The sequence below is a fragment of the Accumulibacter sp. genome (assembly GCF_023806635.1).
In the GTDB taxonomy this organism is placed as follows: Bacteria; Pseudomonadota; Gammaproteobacteria; order Burkholderiales; family Rhodocyclaceae; genus Accumulibacter.
This window is the reverse complement of sequence record NZ_JAMTDQ010000046.1, coordinates 68,502-86,887: the sequence shown is the minus strand read 5'-3', so window position 1 is coordinate 86,887 and position 18,386 is coordinate 68,502. Positions and strand designations below refer to the sequence as shown.

General features: G+C 65.4%; 16 protein-coding genes and 1 pseudogene. 7 read left to right on the top strand and 10 right to left on the bottom strand.

Features of this window, described 5'->3' with window-relative positions:
- Positions 1-13 precede the first annotated feature (13 nt).
- Both lipB and lipA read left to right on the top strand, forming a co-directional pair.
- Complete coding sequence (gene lipB, locus NFW30_RS09555) at positions 14-628, top strand: lipoyl(octanoyl) transferase LipB (protein WP_295354723.1); 615 nt, start codon at positions 14-16, stop codon at positions 626-628.
- Positions 625-1,605: a lipoyl synthase gene (gene lipA, locus NFW30_RS09550; RefSeq protein WP_295354720.1), complete on the top strand. Its 981-nt coding sequence runs from the start codon at positions 625-627 to the stop codon at positions 1,603-1,605. The genes lipB and lipA overlap by 4 nt, the downstream gene beginning before the upstream one ends.
- 28 nt (positions 1,606-1,633) lie before the next feature.
- Here lipA and NFW30_RS09545 read toward each other — a convergent pair whose 3' ends face one another.
- Positions 1,634-2,152 (bottom strand): hypothetical protein, encoded by a 519-nt coding sequence (locus tag NFW30_RS09545; RefSeq protein WP_295354717.1) that lies wholly within the window; start codon positions 2,150-2,152, stop codon positions 1,634-1,636.
- Positions 2,153-2,386: 234 nt separating this feature from the next.
- Between NFW30_RS09545 and NFW30_RS09540 the strand changes: the two genes are divergently transcribed.
- From NFW30_RS09540 to pssA, 5 genes are all read left to right on the top strand, one after another.
- Positions 2,387-2,875: a septal ring lytic transglycosylase RlpA family protein gene (locus NFW30_RS09540; protein WP_295354714.1), complete on the top strand. Its 489-nt coding sequence runs from the start codon at positions 2,387-2,389 to the stop codon at positions 2,873-2,875.
- Between the two features lie 146 nt (positions 2,876-3,021).
- Positions 3,022-4,197 (top strand): 2-methylcitrate synthase, encoded by a 1,176-nt coding sequence (gene prpC, locus NFW30_RS09535; protein ID WP_295354711.1) that lies wholly within the window; start codon positions 3,022-3,024, stop codon positions 4,195-4,197.
- A gap of 33 nt (positions 4,198-4,230) precedes the next feature.
- A complete protein-coding gene (locus NFW30_RS09530) occupies positions 4,231-5,673 on the top strand; it encodes a bifunctional 2-methylcitrate dehydratase/aconitate hydratase (protein ID WP_295354708.1) in 1,443 nt (480 codons plus the stop codon).
- Between the two features lie 84 nt (positions 5,674-5,757).
- Positions 5,758-5,946, top strand: coding sequence for a DUF5668 domain-containing protein (locus NFW30_RS09525; RefSeq protein ID WP_295354705.1), 189 nt, complete (start codon positions 5,758-5,760; stop codon positions 5,944-5,946).
- Between the two features lie 89 nt (positions 5,947-6,035).
- Positions 6,036-7,427 carry a CDP-diacylglycerol--serine O-phosphatidyltransferase gene (gene pssA / locus NFW30_RS09520; RefSeq protein WP_295354702.1) on the top strand — a complete coding sequence of 464 codons (1,392 nt, stop codon included), beginning with the start codon at positions 6,036-6,038 and terminating at the stop codon, positions 7,425-7,427.
- Here the strand turns inward: pssA and NFW30_RS09515 are convergent.
- The 9 genes and pseudogenes from NFW30_RS09515 to NFW30_RS09475 all read right to left on the bottom strand — a co-directional run bounded on the left by NFW30_RS09515 (position 7,411) and on the right by NFW30_RS09475 (position 18,236).
- A complete protein-coding gene (locus NFW30_RS09515) occupies positions 7,411-8,187 on the bottom strand; it encodes a hypothetical protein (protein ID WP_295354699.1) in 777 nt (258 codons plus the stop codon). The two genes, pssA and NFW30_RS09515, sit on opposite strands and share 17 nt — an antisense overlap.
- A 118-nt stretch (positions 8,188-8,305) precedes the next feature.
- Positions 8,306-10,150: an IS1634 family transposase gene (locus tag NFW30_RS09510; protein WP_295372027.1), complete on the bottom strand. Its 1,845-nt coding sequence runs from the start codon at positions 10,148-10,150 to the stop codon at positions 8,306-8,308.
- 102 nt (positions 10,151-10,252) lie between these two features.
- Complete coding sequence (locus tag NFW30_RS09505; RefSeq protein ID WP_295354694.1) at positions 10,253-11,161, bottom strand: hypothetical protein; 909 nt, start codon at positions 11,159-11,161, stop codon at positions 10,253-10,255.
- Position 11,162: 1 nt separating this feature from the next.
- A pseudogene (locus NFW30_RS09500) lies at positions 11,163-11,589 on the bottom strand (DNA-binding protein).
- Entirely contained in the window at positions 11,543-12,100 is a 558-nt protein-coding gene (locus tag NFW30_RS09495; RefSeq protein WP_363322086.1) for a nucleotidyltransferase domain-containing protein, read from the bottom strand. The pseudogene NFW30_RS09500 and the gene NFW30_RS09495 overlap by 47 nt, the downstream one beginning before the upstream one ends.
- Positions 12,101-12,184: 84 nt before the next feature.
- Complete coding sequence (locus NFW30_RS09490) at positions 12,185-13,216, bottom strand: hypothetical protein (protein ID WP_295354688.1); 1,032 nt, start codon at positions 13,214-13,216, stop codon at positions 12,185-12,187.
- A complete protein-coding gene (locus NFW30_RS09485; RefSeq protein ID WP_295354686.1) occupies positions 13,188-14,144 on the bottom strand; it encodes a hypothetical protein in 957 nt (318 codons plus the stop codon). The genes NFW30_RS09490 and NFW30_RS09485 overlap by 29 nt, the downstream gene beginning before the upstream one ends.
- Entirely contained in the window at positions 14,141-14,644 is a 504-nt protein-coding gene (locus tag NFW30_RS09480) for a hypothetical protein (protein ID WP_295354683.1), read from the bottom strand. The genes NFW30_RS09485 and NFW30_RS09480 overlap by 4 nt, the downstream gene beginning before the upstream one ends.
- Before the next feature lie 151 nt (positions 14,645-14,795).
- Complete coding sequence (locus NFW30_RS09475) at positions 14,796-18,236, bottom strand: NERD domain-containing protein kinase family protein (RefSeq protein WP_295354680.1); 3,441 nt, start codon at positions 18,234-18,236, stop codon at positions 14,796-14,798.
- Positions 18,237-18,386 lie beyond the last annotated feature (150 nt).

The following is an 18,386-nucleotide window of genomic DNA, read 5'->3' as shown; positions in this document are numbered from 1 at the left end:
AGCGGTCGGTCAGATGCCGCTGCTGCTGCGTCACCTCGGGTGCCGCAGTTACCCGCGGACATGGCAGGAGATGGTGGCGTTCACGGCCGCGCGCGACGAGGCGACCGGCGACGAGCTCTGGTCCTGCGAACACCCTCCGGTTTTCACTCTGGGCCAGGCCGGCCGGCCCGAGCACCTCCTGTTCGACCCCGGGATCCCGCTGCTGCGAACCGATCGCGGCGGGCAGATCACCTATCATGGTCCCGGCCAAGTCGTGATCTACCTCCTGCTCGACCTTGCAAGACGCCGGCTGAAGGTGCGTGCGCTGGTGGTCATGATCGAGCAGGCGGTGATCGAACTGCTGGCGGAGAATGGCGTCGCCGCCAGACGTCATGCCGGCGCCCCCGGAGTCTACGTCGGCGCGGCCAAGGTCGCCGCGCTCGGTCTGCGCGTGCGACGGAACTGCTGCTACCACGGCGTCAGTCTCAACGTCGACATGGATCTGTCGCCCTTTGCGGCGATCAACCCCTGCGGCTTCCCGGGCTTGCCGGTGACGCAGACCAGCGATCTCGGCATCGCGCTGACCCCTGCGCAGGCGGCGACGGCTCTGGCGGGCCACCTCGCGAGACAACTGGAGGGCAAGCAATGAGCACAGGCAACGCCGGACAGGCCGGCAACGGATCGACGGCGGTCGCCGGCGTCAAGGAAAAGGGCGAACTGAAGACCGCCCGCATCCCGATCAAGATCGTTTCCCAGGCGCCACAGCGCAAGCCCGCCTGGATCCGGGTCAAGGCCGGCAACGACAGCGGTCGCTTCGGCGAGATCAAGCGGATGCTGCGCGAGCAGAAGCTGCATACCGTGTGCGAGGAAGCAGCCTGCCCGAACATCGGCGAATGTTTCGGTCGTGGTACGGCGACCTTCATGATCCTCGGCGACATCTGCACCCGCCGTTGTCCCTTCTGTGACGTCGGTCATGGCAAGCCATTGCCGCCCGATGCCGGCGAACCGGACAGTCTCGCCGACAGCGTCGCGCGGCTGCAGTTGCGCTACGTCGTGATCACCAGCGTCGACCGTGATGACCTGCGCGACGGCGGCGCACGGCATTTCGTCGAGGTCATCGCCGCCGTCCGTCGGCGCTCGCCGGCAACCGTCATCGAAACCCTGGTGCCCGATTTCCGCGGTCGCATGGAGATCGCGCTGGCAATTCTCGGCGAGTCGCTGCCCGACGTCCTCAACCACAACCTGGAGACTGTCCCGCGGCTCTATCGGCAAGCCAGGCCCGGCGCCGATTATGCGCACTCGCTGGCCTTCCTCAAGGCGTTCAAGGCGCGCCATCCGCAGGTGCCGACCAAGTCGGGCCTGATGGTCGGCCTCGGCGAGACCGACGACGAGATCATCGAGGTCCTGCGCGACCTGCGCGCCCATGATGTCGAGATGCTGACCATCGGTCAGTATCTGGCGCCATCGCTGCACCACCTGCCTGTGCAGCGCTACGTTCCCCCGGACGTTTTCAGGAGCTACGAGGAGGCGGCACTGGCCATGGGGTTCAGCGGCGCCGCCTGTGGACCGATGGTGCGCTCGAGTTACTGGGCGGACCAGCAGGCGCACTCCGCCGGGGTCGCCTGAGCGCCGCCGCAGCGAGATCGGCGAGGCCTCAGTTGTAGCGCACGAAGCGCGCCGGGTAGAGGGCAGTCGCCCAGGCCAGAAAGAGGTATTTCGTCGTCTTGCCGATGGCGACGGCGACCAGGATGCCGAGTGTCGGCACCTGAGCAAGGGCACAGAAAAGCAATGCCGGTGTCTGCGGGAGTGGCCCACCGGAAATCACGATCATCGCCAACAGGCCCCATTGCTGTATCCATTCGCTGGCGGTCTGCCAGGCGGCGCTCGCAACCAGGTCAGGGTAGCGCGAGAGAACGAGTTCCGAGCCGAGAAAGCTGAAGATCTCGACCAGTACCGCGGCGCCGAAGCCGCTGGCAACGCCACAGCTGAGACCGAGAGTCCGCCAGCGGCGGGGTGAGAGCATGACGGCCGGGATCAGCACGGCGACGAAGGGAAATGCGAAGGTCACCGTCGCGCCGAAGGCGATCGCCGCCACCACCGCCGTGTAGTAGCGATGGCTGACGCTGCGCAGCAGCAGCCGGCGCAGCCAGTCTGGCAGGACATGCGTCTTCATCCGGGGTTCAAGCGGCCTCTTTGCCGCTGGCTTGTGCGCGTGGCCACAGGCACGCTATTCTTGCGCCAATGAGGCGCGACGCCTCGCCGACTGTCCGCTGGGTCCATCTTCATCAATCATGCATACCGAGTCACCGACGACGGGAATTGTAGGCCGAATGCGGTGTCCTGCCACGCTTCCCGTGCGCCGCCGCAGGTTGGCGCCCGGGTCGGCAGTGGCGCGAAGCAGGCAATCGTGAGGCTGCCGTTCGCTGCCCTGCTTCTGCTGCTCCCGGCTGTCGCGATGGCGGAGGACTTTCCTTCGCTCGGGCCGCACAGCCGGGTCGTCGAGGCGGCGCCGATCGTCTCCGGCCGCGCGAGCTTCTATTCCACCGCCTTCCATGGCCGCCGCACGGCGTCGGGCGAGACCTACGAGCATCATGTCATCACGGCGGCGAGCAACCGCTTTCCCATGGGAACACTGGTGGCCGTGCGCCGGGTGCCGTCGGCGCGCTGCGTCGTCGTGCGGATCAACGACCGGATGGGGCACCGCAAGCGGGTGATCGACCTCTCGCGCGAGGCGGCGGTCGCGCTCGGGATGATCGATGCCGGCGTGGTCGACGTCGAGGTGACTCCCCTGCCGAAGTACCTCGTTGGTCATGAGCACGCCTGCCTGCTGGCGTTCCAGCCGCCGGCGCACCTGCAGGCGGTGGACGGCGCGGGCCTGCGGGCTCCCGGGAAGTGAGACGAGCGGTGCCGTTGATGAGGGCGTGCGAAGCTCGGGATCGGCGAGGCTGCGGCGCCGTGGCGCGGGCAGCCGTGCAGTTGACCTGACTTGGCAAAGTCGGGAATACTCGCGCGGACGGTCGGCACTTCTTGGTGCCGCGGTCGATGAAAGGGGCGAAGACGATGGACCAGGCGCTGCAGGCGGACCTTCCCAAAGCCAAGAAGTCGGTCGCGCTGTCGGGTGTGGTGGCCGGCAATACCGCCATCTGTTCGGTCGGACGCACGGGCAACGACCTCCACTACCGTGGTTACGACGTCATTGCCCTCGCCGAAGACGCGGGTTTCGAGGAAGTCGCCTACCTTCTGCTCTACGGGCGCCTGCCGAGTCCGACGCAGCTCAACCAGTACCGCAGGAAACTGAAGACGCTGCGCGGTCTGCCGGTGATGCTGCGACCGATGCTCGAGAGTCTGCCCGCTTCCGCGCATCCGATGGATGTCCTGCGCAGTGGCTGTTCGGCCCTGGGAACCATCCTGCCCGAGGCGCAGGATCACAACCCGGGAGCGGCACGCGAGATCGCCAACCGGCTGATCGCCAGCTTCGCATCGATGCTGCTCTATTGGTATCACTGGTCGCACAACGGCCGGCGCATCGATACCGAGACCGATGACGACTCGATTGCCGCCCATTTTCTCCACCTCCTGCGCGGCAAGGCGCCACCACCGCTGCATGCCCGCAGCCTCGACACCTCGCTGGTGCTGTACGCCGAACACGAGTTCAACGCATCGACCTTCACCGCGCGTACGATCACCGGTACCGGCGCCGACCTCTATGCGGCGATCAGCGGCGCCATCGGCGCGCTGAGCGGCCGCCGGCACGGCGGTGCCAACGAGGTGGCGTTCGAGATCCAGAGTCGTTACGACGACGCCGCACAGGCCGAACAGGACATCCGTCGCCGTCTCGACAACCGGGAGATCATCACCGGCTTCGGTCATCCGCTCTACACCATCGCCGACCCGCGCAGCAGGGTCATCCGTTCGGTGGCGCAGCAGCTCTGCACCGATGGTGACAACCTCGTCCTGTTCGACATCGCCAGCCGCATCGAAGCGGTGATGTGGGAGCAGAAGCGGATCTTTCCGAACGTCGACTGGTTTTCTGCGGTGGCCTACCACATGCTGGCCGTGCCGACGCCGATGTTCACGCCGCTCTTCGTCGTTGCCCGCACCAGCGGCTGGGCGGCGCACGTCATCGAGCAGCGGATCGACGGCAAGCTCATCCGGCCGTCGGCCAACTACGTCGGGCCGGAGGTGCAGGACTTCGTCCCCCTCGCCCGGCGTGGTTGAGCGCCAGCGACCCGGACCCGACGAGGCCGCGCCATGAGCACGCGAGTTTCCGCCAGCCGACCCGATCCAGATCGCGTTCTGGTGGACATCGCCGACTACGTCCTCGACTACCGGGTCGACTCGCGCGCTGCCCTCGAGACGGCGCGCTACTGCCTGATCGATGCCCTCGGCTGCGCACTCGAAGCACTCGAGTATGCAGCCTGCAGCAGGCTGCTCGGACCGCTGGTTGCCGGCACCGTGGTGCCGAACGGCGCCTGCGTCCCCGGTACGGATTACCGGCTCGATCCGGTGCGGGCGGCTTTCAACATCGGCACCATGATCCGCTGGCTCGATTTCAACGATACCTGGCTGGCAGCCGAATGGGGCCACCCTTCCGACAACCTCGGCGGCATCCTCGCCGTCGCCGACTGGCTGTCGCGCAGCCGCGTGGCGCAGGGCGAGGCGCCGCTGCTGATGCGGCAGGTGCTCGAGGCGATGGTCAAGGCCTACGAGATCCAGGGTATCCTGGCACTCGAGAACAGCTTCAATCGCGTCGGGCTCGATCACGTGGTGCTGGTCAAGCTGGCGACGGCGGCCGTTTGTGCCTGGCTGCTCGGGGGCGATCGCGGGCAGGTCATCAATGCGCTCTCGCAGGCCTTTGTCGATGGCCAGCCGCTGCGCAGCTACCGCCACGCGCCGAATACCGGTTCACGCAAGTCCTGGGCGGCCGGCGACGCGACCGCCCGCGGCGTCTTCCTCGCCCTGCTGTCGTGCCAGGGCGAGATGGGCTACCCGGCGGTCCTGACGGCGCCGAAATGGGGCTTCTATGACGTGCTGTTCCGTGGCCAGGCGTTTCGCCTGCTGCGCCCATACGGCAGTTACGTGATCGAGAACATCCTCTTCAAGATCAGCTTCCCGGCCGAGTTTCATGCGCAGACGGCGGTCGAATGTGCGCTCGAGCTGCACCCGCAGGTCGCGGGGCGTTGGCAGACCATCGAGCGCGTGTTCATCCGCACGCACGAGTCGGCGCTGCGCATCATCGACAAGCAGGGCCCATTGCACAATCCCGCCGACCGCGACCACTGCCTGCAGTACATGGTCGCCGTCGCCCTGCTCAGGGGCCGCCTGACGGCCGCCGATTACGAGGACGACGCGGCCGCTGATCCACGCATCGACCCGTTGCGGGCCAGAATGGTCGTGAGCGAGGAGCCGAGGTTTTCAGCCGACTATCTCGACCCGGGCAAACGTTCGATTGCCAACGCGCTGCAGGTCTTTTTCACCGACGGCAGCCGGACGCCGGAAGTGACGATCGAATACCCGCTCGGCCACTGCCGCCGGCGTACGGAAGGCATTCCGGTGCTCGTCGAGAAGTTCAGGACTAACCTCGCCCGCCGTTTCCCGGCTGCGCAGCAGGCGCGCATCGAGGAGTCCTCGCGGGATGTTCGGCAACTTGGGGAGATGGCGGTCAACGCTTACCTCGACCAGTATGTGCGCTGAGCGGCCGTCGCGGCGTCGCTGGCGAATGAACGGCCTGGTCGTGCATGCGGCAGTGGCCGTCTGATTGCTACCGGAGAATCGAAGATGAGAGGAAACCTTGGCGCCATCGCACTGATCCTGATCGGCGTACTCGCCCTGGCGATCAATCTTGGTCTGTTGCAGGTCGATTTCGCTCGCCTGCTGAGCACTTGGTGGCCCCTGCTGCTGATCCTGCTGGGGGTCGGCATGTTTCTCGCCCCGGGGACCAGCGATCGCGGCCGAGGGCAGCGCTAGTGGCGCGACGGGCGCAGGGCGGCCGCGGCACCACCAGCGGTGCGCAGGCGTCGTTGCCATTGCCGCTGTCGCCGGGCTGAGCCGTCAGCATGCAATTGGCCGTGCGATCGACGCTCGCGTCCGCCATGCAGCGCCTGCGCGGCAGGCACCGCCCGCTGGCGCTCACCGGTCTGCCTGGTTTCGCGGTGGCGGCGGCAGACGTGCGCACCCTGGCCGGTGCGGCCGAGTTCCGCAGCGCGCTGCTCGATCACATCGCGCTGGCACGGCGGCGGATCGTCCTCGCAGCCCTCTACCTGCAGGATGATGCAGCCGGGCGCGAGGTGCTCGCGGCCCTCCACGCCGCCAGGGCGGCGCACCCCGAGTTGCAGGTCGCCGTCTTCGTCGATTGGCATCGGGCCCAGCGCGGACTGATCGGCAAGGTGGCCAGTGCCGGCAACGCCGCCCTGTATGCCGAAATGGCGCGCCGGCATGGGCCGGGGGTGCCGATCCATGGCGTTCCGGTGCAGACGCGCGAGTGGATGGGCGTCATGCACCTGAAGGGCTTCGTCATCGACGACTGCGTGCTCTACAGCGGCGCCAGTCTCAACGACGTCTACCTGCAGCGGGGCGAGCGCTACCGGCTCGATCGTTACCACCTGATCAGCAGCCGCGCTCTGGCCGACAGCATGGCGGCGCTGATGACGCGCGTCCTCGGCGGCAGCTCGGCGGTGTCGCCCCTCGATTGCGAGCCGCGACAGAAGACTGCTGCGCTGCGTCCGGCGATCGGCCGCTTTCGTCGCGTGCTGGCGAAAGCCCGCTACAGCATCGGCGCTCCGGCGGCGGCCGATGACGAGCTGCGCGTCACGCCGCTGCTCGGCTTCGGCGCCCGCGACAACGAACTCAATCGCACGATCCTGCAACTCGTGCAGCGGGCGCGGCGGGAGCTGCTGCTGTTCACTCCCTATTTCAATCTCCCGGGCCCGCTGCGCCGGGCGATCGAGGCCAAGATCGGACAGGGTTGCCGGGTGACGATCATCGTCGGCGACAAGACGGCCAACGATTTCTACATCCCGCCCGAAGAACCCTTCACGACGATCGGCGCACTGCCTTACCTCTACGAGGCCAACCTGCGTCGTTTCTGCAAGCAGCACCAGCAGGCCGTTGACCGCGGCCTGCTCGACCTGCACCTCTGGCGGCACGACCGGCACAGCTACCACCTCAAGGGGCTGCTCGTCGACGACGACTACGCGCTGCTCACCGGCAGCAACCTCAACCCGCGTGCCTGGCGTCTCGACCTCGAAAACGGGCTACTGATCCATGATCCGCGGGGCAGCCTGGTCGGCCAGCACCGGCAGGAGATCGAGCGCATCCTGCAGCATTGCCGCCGCCTCGACCATCACCGTTCTCTCGACTCGACCGCCAGCTACCCTGAGCCGGTGCAGCGCATTCTGGCACGCCTGGCGCGCACGCGCGCTGACCGGCTGCTCAACCAGGTGCTGTGAGTCGCCTGCGGAACCAGGACACCTGCAGCTCGCCGCGCGCGGGTAGCCACAAGGCCGATGATTTCCCTTGGCCGCGGTCGGCGCCGGCGCAACCATCCCGCCGCCGTTCCGACTCTGGCAGACAGGGTGCAGGGCGGCCGTGGCCGCCCGGGTCGCCCTGATGCACTGCCCAATCGGCCGCCAAGTCGAGCAGCAGGTTGGGGCAGAGCACGCGCGCCGCCTTGCCCTCCACGCGACAGGCGATATAGCCCCTCTTGTCGGCGCTGAAGGCCTGTCGGTTGCCCGGGTTGTCTGCCAGCCGGTCGAACGTTTCGGCGTCTCTCGCCACCTGAATCGCGGCCAACGCGAGGCTGGGGAAGACGTTGCCGGCGCTCGACCTGGCCGGCTGCTCGTTGACCCCGAAGCACAGGATGAAGTCCTCGCTGACCGCGTGGTGCGTGCTGCCCGCAGCATCGCTGTCCGGCAGGGTTTCCTCCGTCAGCGCTCGAATGACGACCTCCGCCTCGAAGCGCTCGTTTCCTTCGAGATCGCCGAAGTCATCCTGGGTAAACACGCACTTCTGCGGCCCTCGGGCGACATGCGTGACGGTCTTCTCCGCCAGCGCGTCGCCACCGGCGCGGACTTCAACGATGTAGTCGACGGCGCCCTTGGCCAAGGTGGCCGGCTCGGCATCCCACCGCACTTCCAGCCTGACTCGCTGCTGCGGGTTGTCTTCGAGCGCCAGCTTGAATGTCAGGCGGTTGTCGGTATCCACAGCCAAGCCGGACCATTGGTAAGGCCTAGCCCAAGTTTAACACGCCAAGAAAAACCTTCATCCGAATCAATTGCTTGCGCGCCAAGAAAATCTCCAGTGGCACTACAGGCCCGCAATTTCTGATTCAGCTGATCAGTTTTCTGGTTCCTCCGGGTGCGGCGGTGATGCCCAGCGCGCGATAGATCGCCAGCAGGTCGGGCTCGGCGACGGTGGCTTTGCGCACATGCAGGGAGCGGCCGTCACGCTGATTGAAAGTGGCGGTCACCCGGCGTTGTACGGAGAGGGTGTCCCGCAGGGTCGCCCAGCTGTCGGTGATTCCCGCGGCCTTGAGTTTCACGCGCAGGAACTGAACGCACTGGTAGGCGATTACCGTGATGAACAGGTGTCCGTCCGAGCGAAGCTCCTTGTGGTGATGGATGGGTCGCAAGCCGAGTTCGCTTTTCAGACTGCGAAACACACTCTCCAGGTCGGTCAGCATCGTGTAGGTACGCCAGAGCTTCTCTTCATCCCAGGCGAGTTCGTTGGTTCGCAGGCAATAGACGCCGGGATGCGTGGCCATCGTGCCGGGAACCGGCACCTTCTGCCAAGTGATCGCCGTCACCGTTTTGCCACTCTCCTCGGTGACGAGATGGACCTGGTAGTGCTGGCTGGCGCCGCGGTTCTTCTGCTTGAGTCGGCCGAGACGTTCCAGCAGCTTGTCGTGGTTCTTTTCACTCCTGGGCTTTTGCAGGCCGGCACTCATTTGCTGCAGGCCGGCTTCGAAACGCCCACAGGATTGCGCGAGCATCGCCTCTTCCTTGAGTTGCCGACTCGGTGAGTGGCAATACAGGCAAAGCTCCTGGCCATCCGGGCTCAGTTCCTTCTGCAGATGCAGCCACTCCTCGCCAGCGGTCTCGATGGTCACGGCGCGGGTCTCATCAAACTGGCGCACCCCCCCGCGACGCACGACCAGATAGCGATAGCCGTGCTCGACCAGCCAGGCGACGTTGGTCTCGGTGGCAATGCCGGCATCCATCACCACCAGCGCGCCCGCCGGGGTCCCCAGTCCGGCGAGCATGGACGCCAGCGTGCCGGGCTCGGAAACGTTGCCGGCGAAGGTCTGTGAGCGCCGCACGAAGCCGCTGCCGTCCAGAACCAATCCGAGCGTCACCAACGGGCAGTCGCTGCGCCTCTCCTTCGAACGCCCTCGCCTAGCCTTGCCATTCCCCTTGGCTTCGCCTTCGAAATAGGTGTTGCTCAGGTCGTACAGCGTGACCGTCTCCTGCAGATCAAAGAGCGTCCGGGCGGTACTGAACAAACGCGTCTCGATCACCTCCCGATGTTTCATCAAGACGTCCGAGGCGCGATACAGGCTCATGTGCCACATCGACAAGAAGTCGACGTCAATCAACTCGCCCAGCGCGCTCTGCCGCTGCAGCCAGCTCCAGGTCGCCAGTTCCGACCCCGGCTGCCCCATTCTCCCGATCAGATTGCCCAGGATCGATGCCCGCATCACCCCATTGACGCCCAGTTCATTCAGCGTCTCGATCAAACCCAGTTCGTTTGCCGCATGCAGACCGACGTGTTCGACGCCCACCGACCGCGGCTGCGTCATCTGCAGCGAGTCCACGTCGACTTCCTGGAAGTCCGCAGGCGAGCAAGGTTTGCCGGCCAATCCGGCCGTACCCCCCTCCGTCGCCGACGCGACAACCGGTGCGCGCGCAACCAGCTGCGCATGGTAACGCTGCGCTGCACGTTCGACATGCTCCGAGCACTGCAGCGGCAGGAGCAACGCCTGCGGATTCAGCAACTGCTCGATGCGGCTGCACAGGATCGGCCAGTCTTCCTGCTTGATCGGAAAGTGGCGGCCGAGGTTCAACACCGTGATCTGACGGACCTTGCCCCCAATCCGCTCGGTGCGCACCAGTCGGTAGGTGACGTAGCTTTCGCCCGTCGCCTTGTTGCCGGTTCTCGTTTGTCGGATGAACATGCACCCGATCGTACCGCAAAAGCAAGAGGTCGACCCACCAAGCGAGAACTATTATGGCACTACACAACGCAAGAAAAATTCACCCTACGCAAAATCAACAGCTTACGATTGAGCCCTGCCCAGAAAGCTCAAAACATGCGTATGGGATGTTAAAGATGGGCTAGTGTTTTTTTGGCGCCAATTGACCCACCGAATCGCCTGCAAGGCCTGGCTATCGAACAGACCAGGGCGCAGACGATTGACCCAGAGCGATTCCTGTCCTTCGAGGCGCGCCAGTGCATCCAGCCGTGACACACTCTCCGCTGCCCGCAGGAATTCTGCCAGAGTGCGCTCGACCGCCGCATCCGCTTCCGGCAGTTGCAGACTGACGACCCGTGCTTCGGCCGACTTTCGGTTACCCTGGCGGGCCAGCAGACGTTCGACCAGAAGGGCGGACTTCTCGAGGTCGCCGTCGTCCGGCCTGTCGTCCACCGCCACGGGCCACAGCCCGATTTCGGGCAGCGCCGCGCCCAGAGCCTGCAGACCCCGAGCCGCGCGGCACAGATAGGCGAATTCACGCCAGGGCGACTGCGCCTTGTTGCGCGCCAGTCGGCGTGCCTTGGACAGCGCCTTGTCGGCGAAACTCTTGCCGCCGTGCGGCAGTTTGTCACGCGCCCGAGATCTTGCCGTGGCGAACAGCTCCGCCTCGGCGATCTCGCGTGCCGCACTGTAGATGCCGTCCATGCCGGCGCCGGCGTGGACGGTATCCACCAGCAGAAGCACCGCCCCCGCCTTGTCCTCGCGCCACTCCACGGCCTGGTCGGCGGTGATCGAACGGATGGCCGCGTCGGCAGCCTGGCTGACCACGGCAATCTGCCAGCCGCGAACCGCGAAGCGTTCGTCGGCAGCCAGTTCGCGCGCGACCTCGCCCGGCAGGCAGCGAATGAACGCCATGCTGCCGGGAAGTGCCGGTCCCAACAGATCGCTCAGGGCAAGCGACAGGATCGGCGCGGCGTTTTCGGTGAGAGGCATGTCAGGGATCTCCGAGGGCGGCTCGAGCGTGGCGCAACAGGGACTCGGCCTGGGCGATGCATTCCGCCAGCAGCGCTTCGCTGACACCGTCGCCTGTGTAGTCGGTCAGATGGCGTTGCTTGCGCAGCGCGTCAAGGACGATCACGGTGCCGTTGTCCACGGCCAGGGTCAGCGGGAGCGTCTGGATGGCGGTCTGGTGGTGCCCGGGTTGGCTGGTCGAGGTTGCGATAGCCTCTGGCCGCGAGGGCCGCCAGCGCGCATTGCAGGATGGCTTTGTAGGCGGCATCGAAGCGGTTCTCCGCGCTGATCGCCGTGACCCTGGCATCGGCGAGGTTCCGTTCCGCCGCCGCGAGCAGCTTCAGGACGACGGAGCGCCCCGCCTCATGCCGAACCAGGCGCTGGATTGCCAGCAGGTTTTCCAGACTCATCCTCGTTTCCGATCAGGAGTATCTTCTTTCCGCTCAGGATCGCGGCGAGAAAGGTGTCGCCGCCCTTCAGCTTGTCGTCGAACTCGGCAGACGACAGGACCACCGGGTTGATCTCCCGGCCAATGCTCGGCTGCGCTTCGTGAAGGGCCCGCACCACCTCGGCGAAGCCAATATCCCCCACCAGCAGGACGTCGACATCGCTGCCTGGCCCCTCGTCCCCGCGCGCGACGGAACCGAACACCAGTGCCAGCGTGAGGCGTTCGCGCAAGGTGGACAAGGCTTCCGTCAACACATCGGCGAGGCCGGACGTCTTGCGCAGGATGCCGGCCAGCTCCGGGTAGATCGGGCACCGCCGATTGGCGCCGTAACGAACCTGGTTGCCAATCTCCTCGCGTGTCAGCACGCCCGCCTGGGCGAGCCGCGCCAGTTCCCTGTGCAAGGTACCGGCACTGGTGCCGGTCAGGCGGGCGATTTCGCGGACGTGATAGCTCTGTTCCGGGTGCAGCAGCAAGCGGGCGAGGACTTTCTGGCGGTAATCGCCGAAGAGGAGTGATGCGAGCATGGTCGTAGCCGTCTGCGATACGATCGAAGCCGATCATGCTACATCAAAGCGTGCGCGCAGTTGTTTCATCGATTCCGCGTCGCTCACCCCGACGAGCAACCCGAGGTCGCGCAGGCGCCGTTCGAGCCACTGTTTGTTGGCACGCAGCAGGTCCTGGGGAACGGACATTCCCGGTGGCTCACGGTCCACGTAAAGGCCATAGTGCGCGCGCAGAATGTCGAGGAAGCTGCGCAGGGTGAGTGGACGCGCGGCTTTGCCTTCGCCGTCCTTGCGCAGGTGGCGATGGACGAGAAAGTCGAGCAGGGCGTGCGAGAGCACGATCGATCGCAGGTCCGCCGCCCTCCTGATGCCGGCCTCGCTCCGGGTAACGCGGCGTTTGAAGGCGAGGCCGTTGGGGCGGTTGGGCATCAGGCTGCTGTCCAATGCCCTCGCGAACTGGCCGCCCTGTTGCTGATGCCCGTGCAACTCGACCAGTGCTTCCGCCAGGCGCAACGCCGGATTGTTGTGGTCGTTTCGCAACGCTCGTGCGACTTCCAGCGCCTCACCCGCCTGCTCCAGATCATCGGCCAGACGCAGGGAATCTTCGTCGAGTCGCTCCCTGATCGACTCCGCCCGAGGATGCCGTTCGTGGTAGATATCGCCCAGCAGATTGAACCAGACTGTCGGATCAGGCTGCCGTGGAGGCAGTTCGCGGTGCAGCCTCGGGTGGTGGCTGATACGGTCATCCAGCAGTCGCGCCAGCATCATGAGCACCGGTAGCCGCTCGTAGCGGGCCCGGCATTCGCTCATTGCGGCTTCAGAAGCGTTGCGCAGCTTCGTGTCCATGCCGTGCGAACAGTCCACCAACAAGGGCATCGGCTTCCGGTCTTCCGGTATGCCGCCGGTTCGTTCCCATTCGAACAGGCAGGAGTGCAATCGAAAGTGCGACTGTCGACCGACTGCTAAGAGAGAAGCTTGACGAACGAGCTGGATTCCGGCCTGCGCCGGAATGACGGTAGCCCCATGCGTTGGCGCCAGAACAAGTCTACCGTGGCCACTAGCGCCTCGCGCCGGCGCCAGTCGCACTTTCAATTGCACCCAACAGGCAGACCGCGGTAGACAACAGCAGGTTGACCATGCCAAGGCCAATCCCTGCTTCGAGCATCGGCAGGAAGGCTTGACGCGGCAGTGCCGTGCCATAGACTTCGATGAAGGTCGCCAGATCGTCGCGCAGTCTTCTGGCGGCAGCCTTGGCGATGGGCCAGCGATTGGCGATCAGTGCCTGTTCCCTGCCCCTCAGTCGGTCGGGTGCGTGGCCGCAGCTCTCCGCCAGGCGCACGGCGAGCAGTTCGTCTACCCCGAGGTCGTCGGCGCTCTCCTCTTGGAACTGGTCGGAGCCCAGATTGGCAGCAGGACCACGTACCGACATGTGCCGGGCAAACTGCTTCAGCAAGTGGTTTTCGGCGAAGCCGACGCCGACCGGAAAACGGCTGCGACCGGCCTCGGGCACCAGCGCTTCGCCCATGTCCTGCCAAGCGAGCACGGTGGTCAGCAGTTCCGGAACACCGCGCAAGTTGACCACCACATCAGGTAGATCGATCCAGCTCGCAAAGTAATGGGTTGGGAAAACCCGCTGCACCACCTCATGATGCCCCAACTCATGCTGCCTGTTCTCCAGGCAATAGGTCAGGAGCAGATCGGCCAGCATGGCAGGGCCATGCTCGTCGGAAAAGCCACAAAAATCGCCGCTACAGCGAGTCAGCAATCCCCTCGCCACATCGATCAGCCAAGGCGGCTGAATTCTTCCCTTGGAGTCTGGTCGGCCGAAGGTCTCGACAAAACGCCCCTTTCCGCGCCGGTGGCCCCAGCGCGCCATGTACAGCATCGCCGGCAGCAGGCTGCCCACCTGGAAGTCCTGCGGCGTGAAAGGGAGGGCCGGCAAATAGTTGGCAGTCCACAAAGCCTTGGCGCGCGCTGGCGTCAGCACATTCTCGACGATGGTTCGGGCGTTCATGCGGCCTCCCTGACCAGAATCTGCCGCCCACTCCGCGCTTCGACGCACACCCTGAACACGCCGGCCTCATCACCGGGATGCCAGCCGTACAGCTCGCGGGCGTCCTCCTGCGCCAGGCGCAGGGTGAAGATTTCGAGATGCGCGAACACACCTTCCTGGCCGGCGCCGGAAAGCTGGGCGCCCTCTTTCAGCCCCAGCAGCAGATGGAACAGTTCCAGGCCGACTGGCAACCGCTCTTCGCCACCGGCCGCGTAGGCATAGATCAGCAGCAAGTGCGTATGCAGCGCTTCCAGACCTTCGGCGGTCCGTGGCAGGCGTGCTTCGAGGCGAAAACGCTGCCAGGGCTTGACCACCCAGTAGGTGCTTTCGGTCGGGGTTCGTGGCTGGATGCGCAGCGGCAGACCCGAGTCGCGCGAGAACGCGGCTTCGGGCAGATCCTCCAGCCGGGCGACACCCAGGCACAGGTCACGGCACAGGACGGCGCGATCGTCGTCGTTCATCCTAGATTCCTCAGTTGAAGCCAGGAATGGCAGCTAAGTTGCTATGAAGATTGGATTTTTCGAATGTCTCTGGGACACCCAAAAGGAACTGTGGCGCAGTTGCCAAAATCGGCCGCAAAGCCTTGCCAAATCTGGCGTTCATCAAATCCGGTCAAGGCTTAACAGAGGAATCTAGGTTCATCAGCGGTACGCGGCGGAAGCGATCGAGATGCCGGCCACCGAACAACGGCAGGGCATCGGTGGGAAGCTGCAGGGCCGCGTAACGAGCATCATCCCACTCGAACCAGGCGCGGCGGCGAGCAGAGGCCAGCGCGGCGCCGATCTCGTCCGCGCGGTGGGGGGTGTCTCGGAGCAGGTGCCGGTCCAACGAGGGGTTGCTGTCCAGCGCCGGGTCGAAACGAGCCAGTTCAGCCAGCAGCTCTCCCTGCCGTTGCGGCGCCTCGGCGGCGAACGCCCGATCCCAATAGCGGATTGGCATCAATTCCGGGTCGGCATGGAGTTCGCCGCAGTCATGCACGCCAAAGAAGATGAAAACCAGCGCTGCCCGCAGTTCGCGCGCCGTGATGTGGATCTCGCCGCGCAGGTGACAGGCTTGCAGCGCATCGGACAACCGGAGTCGCAGGCGCGGGCCGGTATGCCGGTCGCGCAAACTGCTTACCGAACCCCACGCGGTGCAACGGTGCTGCGCGGTGCAGGTGGCGCAGTCCGCCCATGGATCGGTCTCGTCGCCAATGCCGAGAAATCGGTCCAGCAGCGCATTGAGAAAATCGGTGCGAAGCTCGCCGTCGGCAAGACCTCCCACCAGCGAACGCCGGTTGAGGTCGATCAGGCGAATTCGCGGGTCGAGCACCGTTTGCTCGTCGCCTTCGCTGTCGAACAGGGCAGCATAAAGTCCTTCGCAGAGCGGGGTATCTTCCTGCGCGTCCAACCACTCGAGCAGCTTGCCGCTGTTGATCGCGAGAATCCGCGGATGGGGTGCGGCGCCGGCGAAATCGAGGTCATGGCAAGGCTGGAAGAACTGGTCGAGCAGGGTGTTGGCCGACTGGCCCCGCCAGGCTGCCGACCCATCGAGATTGACCTTCAACATGCGCCCGTTGGCCAGGCGACGCTCCTGCACGCGCTGCGAAGAATGGACATCGGGAACCCCCAGCGCGGCCAGTAGATGCTGCAGAAAGGCTGTCTTCCCATCGCCCGCATTGCCAAACAGGATCGCCAGGTGCACCTGATCGTCCTCAACCTCCCGCCGCAAGACACCATCCAGGCGGGTCTCCACGTAGGTCGTCGCGGCGACCGGTGAATCGAGGCCGCGGGTTTCGCTGTTGCCATGGCGCGACCCCGGGTAGGCCGAGAGCAGTTCGGTCAGCCGCGGTGCGGTGTTGGCCGAAAGCGGCGACACGACCGGCTCGCCAACGGCTGCGCCTTCGAACGTCGCAGCCTTGAGGAACGCGAACGCCGCATGGGCATCCGCGAACCGTTCGCCGTCGACGGGCGAGGTCGCACGCTTCATGAATTCGACCACCCGTTCGAGCCCCTTGTCTTCCACTCCTTGCCAATTCAAGCCACGATTCTTGCTGCGTTGCCCGGCGAAGTCGAAGGGATAACGGTCGAACAGCACATGGAACAAACTGGCGGCCAGGGCGAAGAGATCATCGCCAGGCTGGATCGGCGCACCGTTGTCGACGCCATGGCTCGCGTACAGCGGGTTGCGGTTGCGTACCGGCTTGCCGGCTTCGGTCACCGTATCGTAATCGGTCAGAACCACTTCCCCGCCCTGGACGATGATGTTGCGCGGGCTGACATCGCCATGTACCAGGCCAACCTGATGCAAGGCCCAGAGCGCGTCGCTCAGGTCTCGCAGCCAGCGCAACAAGAGGTCCTGCAGGCTGGCCTCGCCCAAATCATCTGCCTGCAAGGCAAGCACGCCGGTCAGGTCCGACACGGGGGTTCCCTCGACCCATTTCATCAGGGCGACGAAGCGATCCGCCTGCCACTCGGGGGCAATTTCGTGGATCGCCGAAAGGTGCGGGTGGATCGTGTAGGCGCGCACCCGACGATAGGCGCGCAGCGCGACGTCGGCGTCGCTCTGGTGGTGGATCAGTTTCGCAACGTAGCTGCCGAAGACTTCATCGGAGCGCGCATCGACTTCGACGACCTTGAAGGTCTGGCCGACGCCGCCACGGCCGAGGCGGCTGATGATCTTGAAGTGCGCCCGCTGGAAGGGCACTACGGTGTCTTCGTCCCAGTACTCCGGCGCCGGAAGGTCGAGCGTCGGCCTGGCAAGCGGCGCGGTGTTCCGCTCCAGAACGGCGGCCAGTTCGGCAAGCGACTCACGCCCCTCCGGATTATGGGCGCAACCTTGTTCCAGGAACTGGCGCGCTTCGCGGGCGCGCGGTTCGTCCCCAGGGAAAACGGTGACCAGGCTGGCGCACAGGGCATACACGTCCGACCGCGTATCCGCAGCCGCCAAGCCATCTTGACGAACCTCCGGGGCAACATAAGGGGAGTCCTGCCCGAAATCCGTGGGGGCAAGCGAAATCGTCAGCGCCTGGTCCAGGCGGGCCAGGCTGAAGTCGGGGAACAGCGGGCATCCGTTGTGGCGAACCCGCAGGGTATGCGGCGTGATGTGACGGTGAACGATGCGCTGCAATCCTGGCTCGTGCGGCTGATGAAATTCCGCCAGCGCCAGGAGCGCCTGGCGCGCGTAGCGCAGGCGGTCGTCCAGACCCCAGTTGGCGTCCTTGACACGTTCGGCGAGCGTTGGCGCGCCAGGGTCGACCAGGGAGAACCAGTACAGCTCGCCCGGATACCGCTCGGCTTCCTGGAAGGAGTCGAGCAGGTTGGGCAGATACGGTGACTTCTGCCAGCGCTGCATGACTTCGTATTCGCGCCTGGCACGGTTCCCTCCATCCTTCTCGTCAGTGGCGGAAAGATCGTAGAGATGCAGAACGACCTTGTCGCGCCGCGTCGGATGCTGACCGCGATAGGCTCGGTGAAAGGGTGCATCGGGCGTCGGCATTCGCTCGAGATTGATCAGCCCGGCGAAGCTGCGCAAGTCGCAGGTCAGTGTGGTCCGGGCCGCCGGTTCCAGCAACAAGGCGGCGCGCTCGACCTGAGCGGCAGACAAGCACACGGCACCTTCCGCGTCGACCAAGTCGCGGCACTCGCCAGGTCCGAATATCGGGACGCCGCGACTCTGCATGCGCTTCCCCGCCTGGACGCCTGTTCCGCCGCGCGTGAGCAGAAGACGTGGCGCGACGAAACCGGGGTCGAAGGCGGTCTTCAACTTTCCGGCGACACGCTTGGCCTTGTCGTTGATGCGTTCGGCCTCGTTGTCGACGACCGCTGCGTTCTGCTTCATCCACGCCGCGTCCCAATGCTTGACCTCGACCACAAAGACTCCCTGTGGGCCGATGATGACTTGGTCGATCTCATCGGAAAGCCGCGTCGAATGGCTGGAATGGCTGATATTCGACAACAGCACCCACGGACCCGGAATGCCTTGCAGCCTGCCCTTGACTTTCGCGATGGCGAGTGCCTCGCTCGCATTGACCGGCACTCCGCAGGGGACATGTCGGAAGCTGGATGTCGTCATGGCATTTCCCCATTCTTGATGTTCGTTTCCTCAGGATCGTAGCCGGTCGCGTTGGCGCGAGGTCAACCAGCCTGGCTGGGCAAGAGCCGCTTTCGCCGACGCATCGGCTTGCCATCGGGCGCGGCCGATCGCCCACCGGGCGCGCCTGCC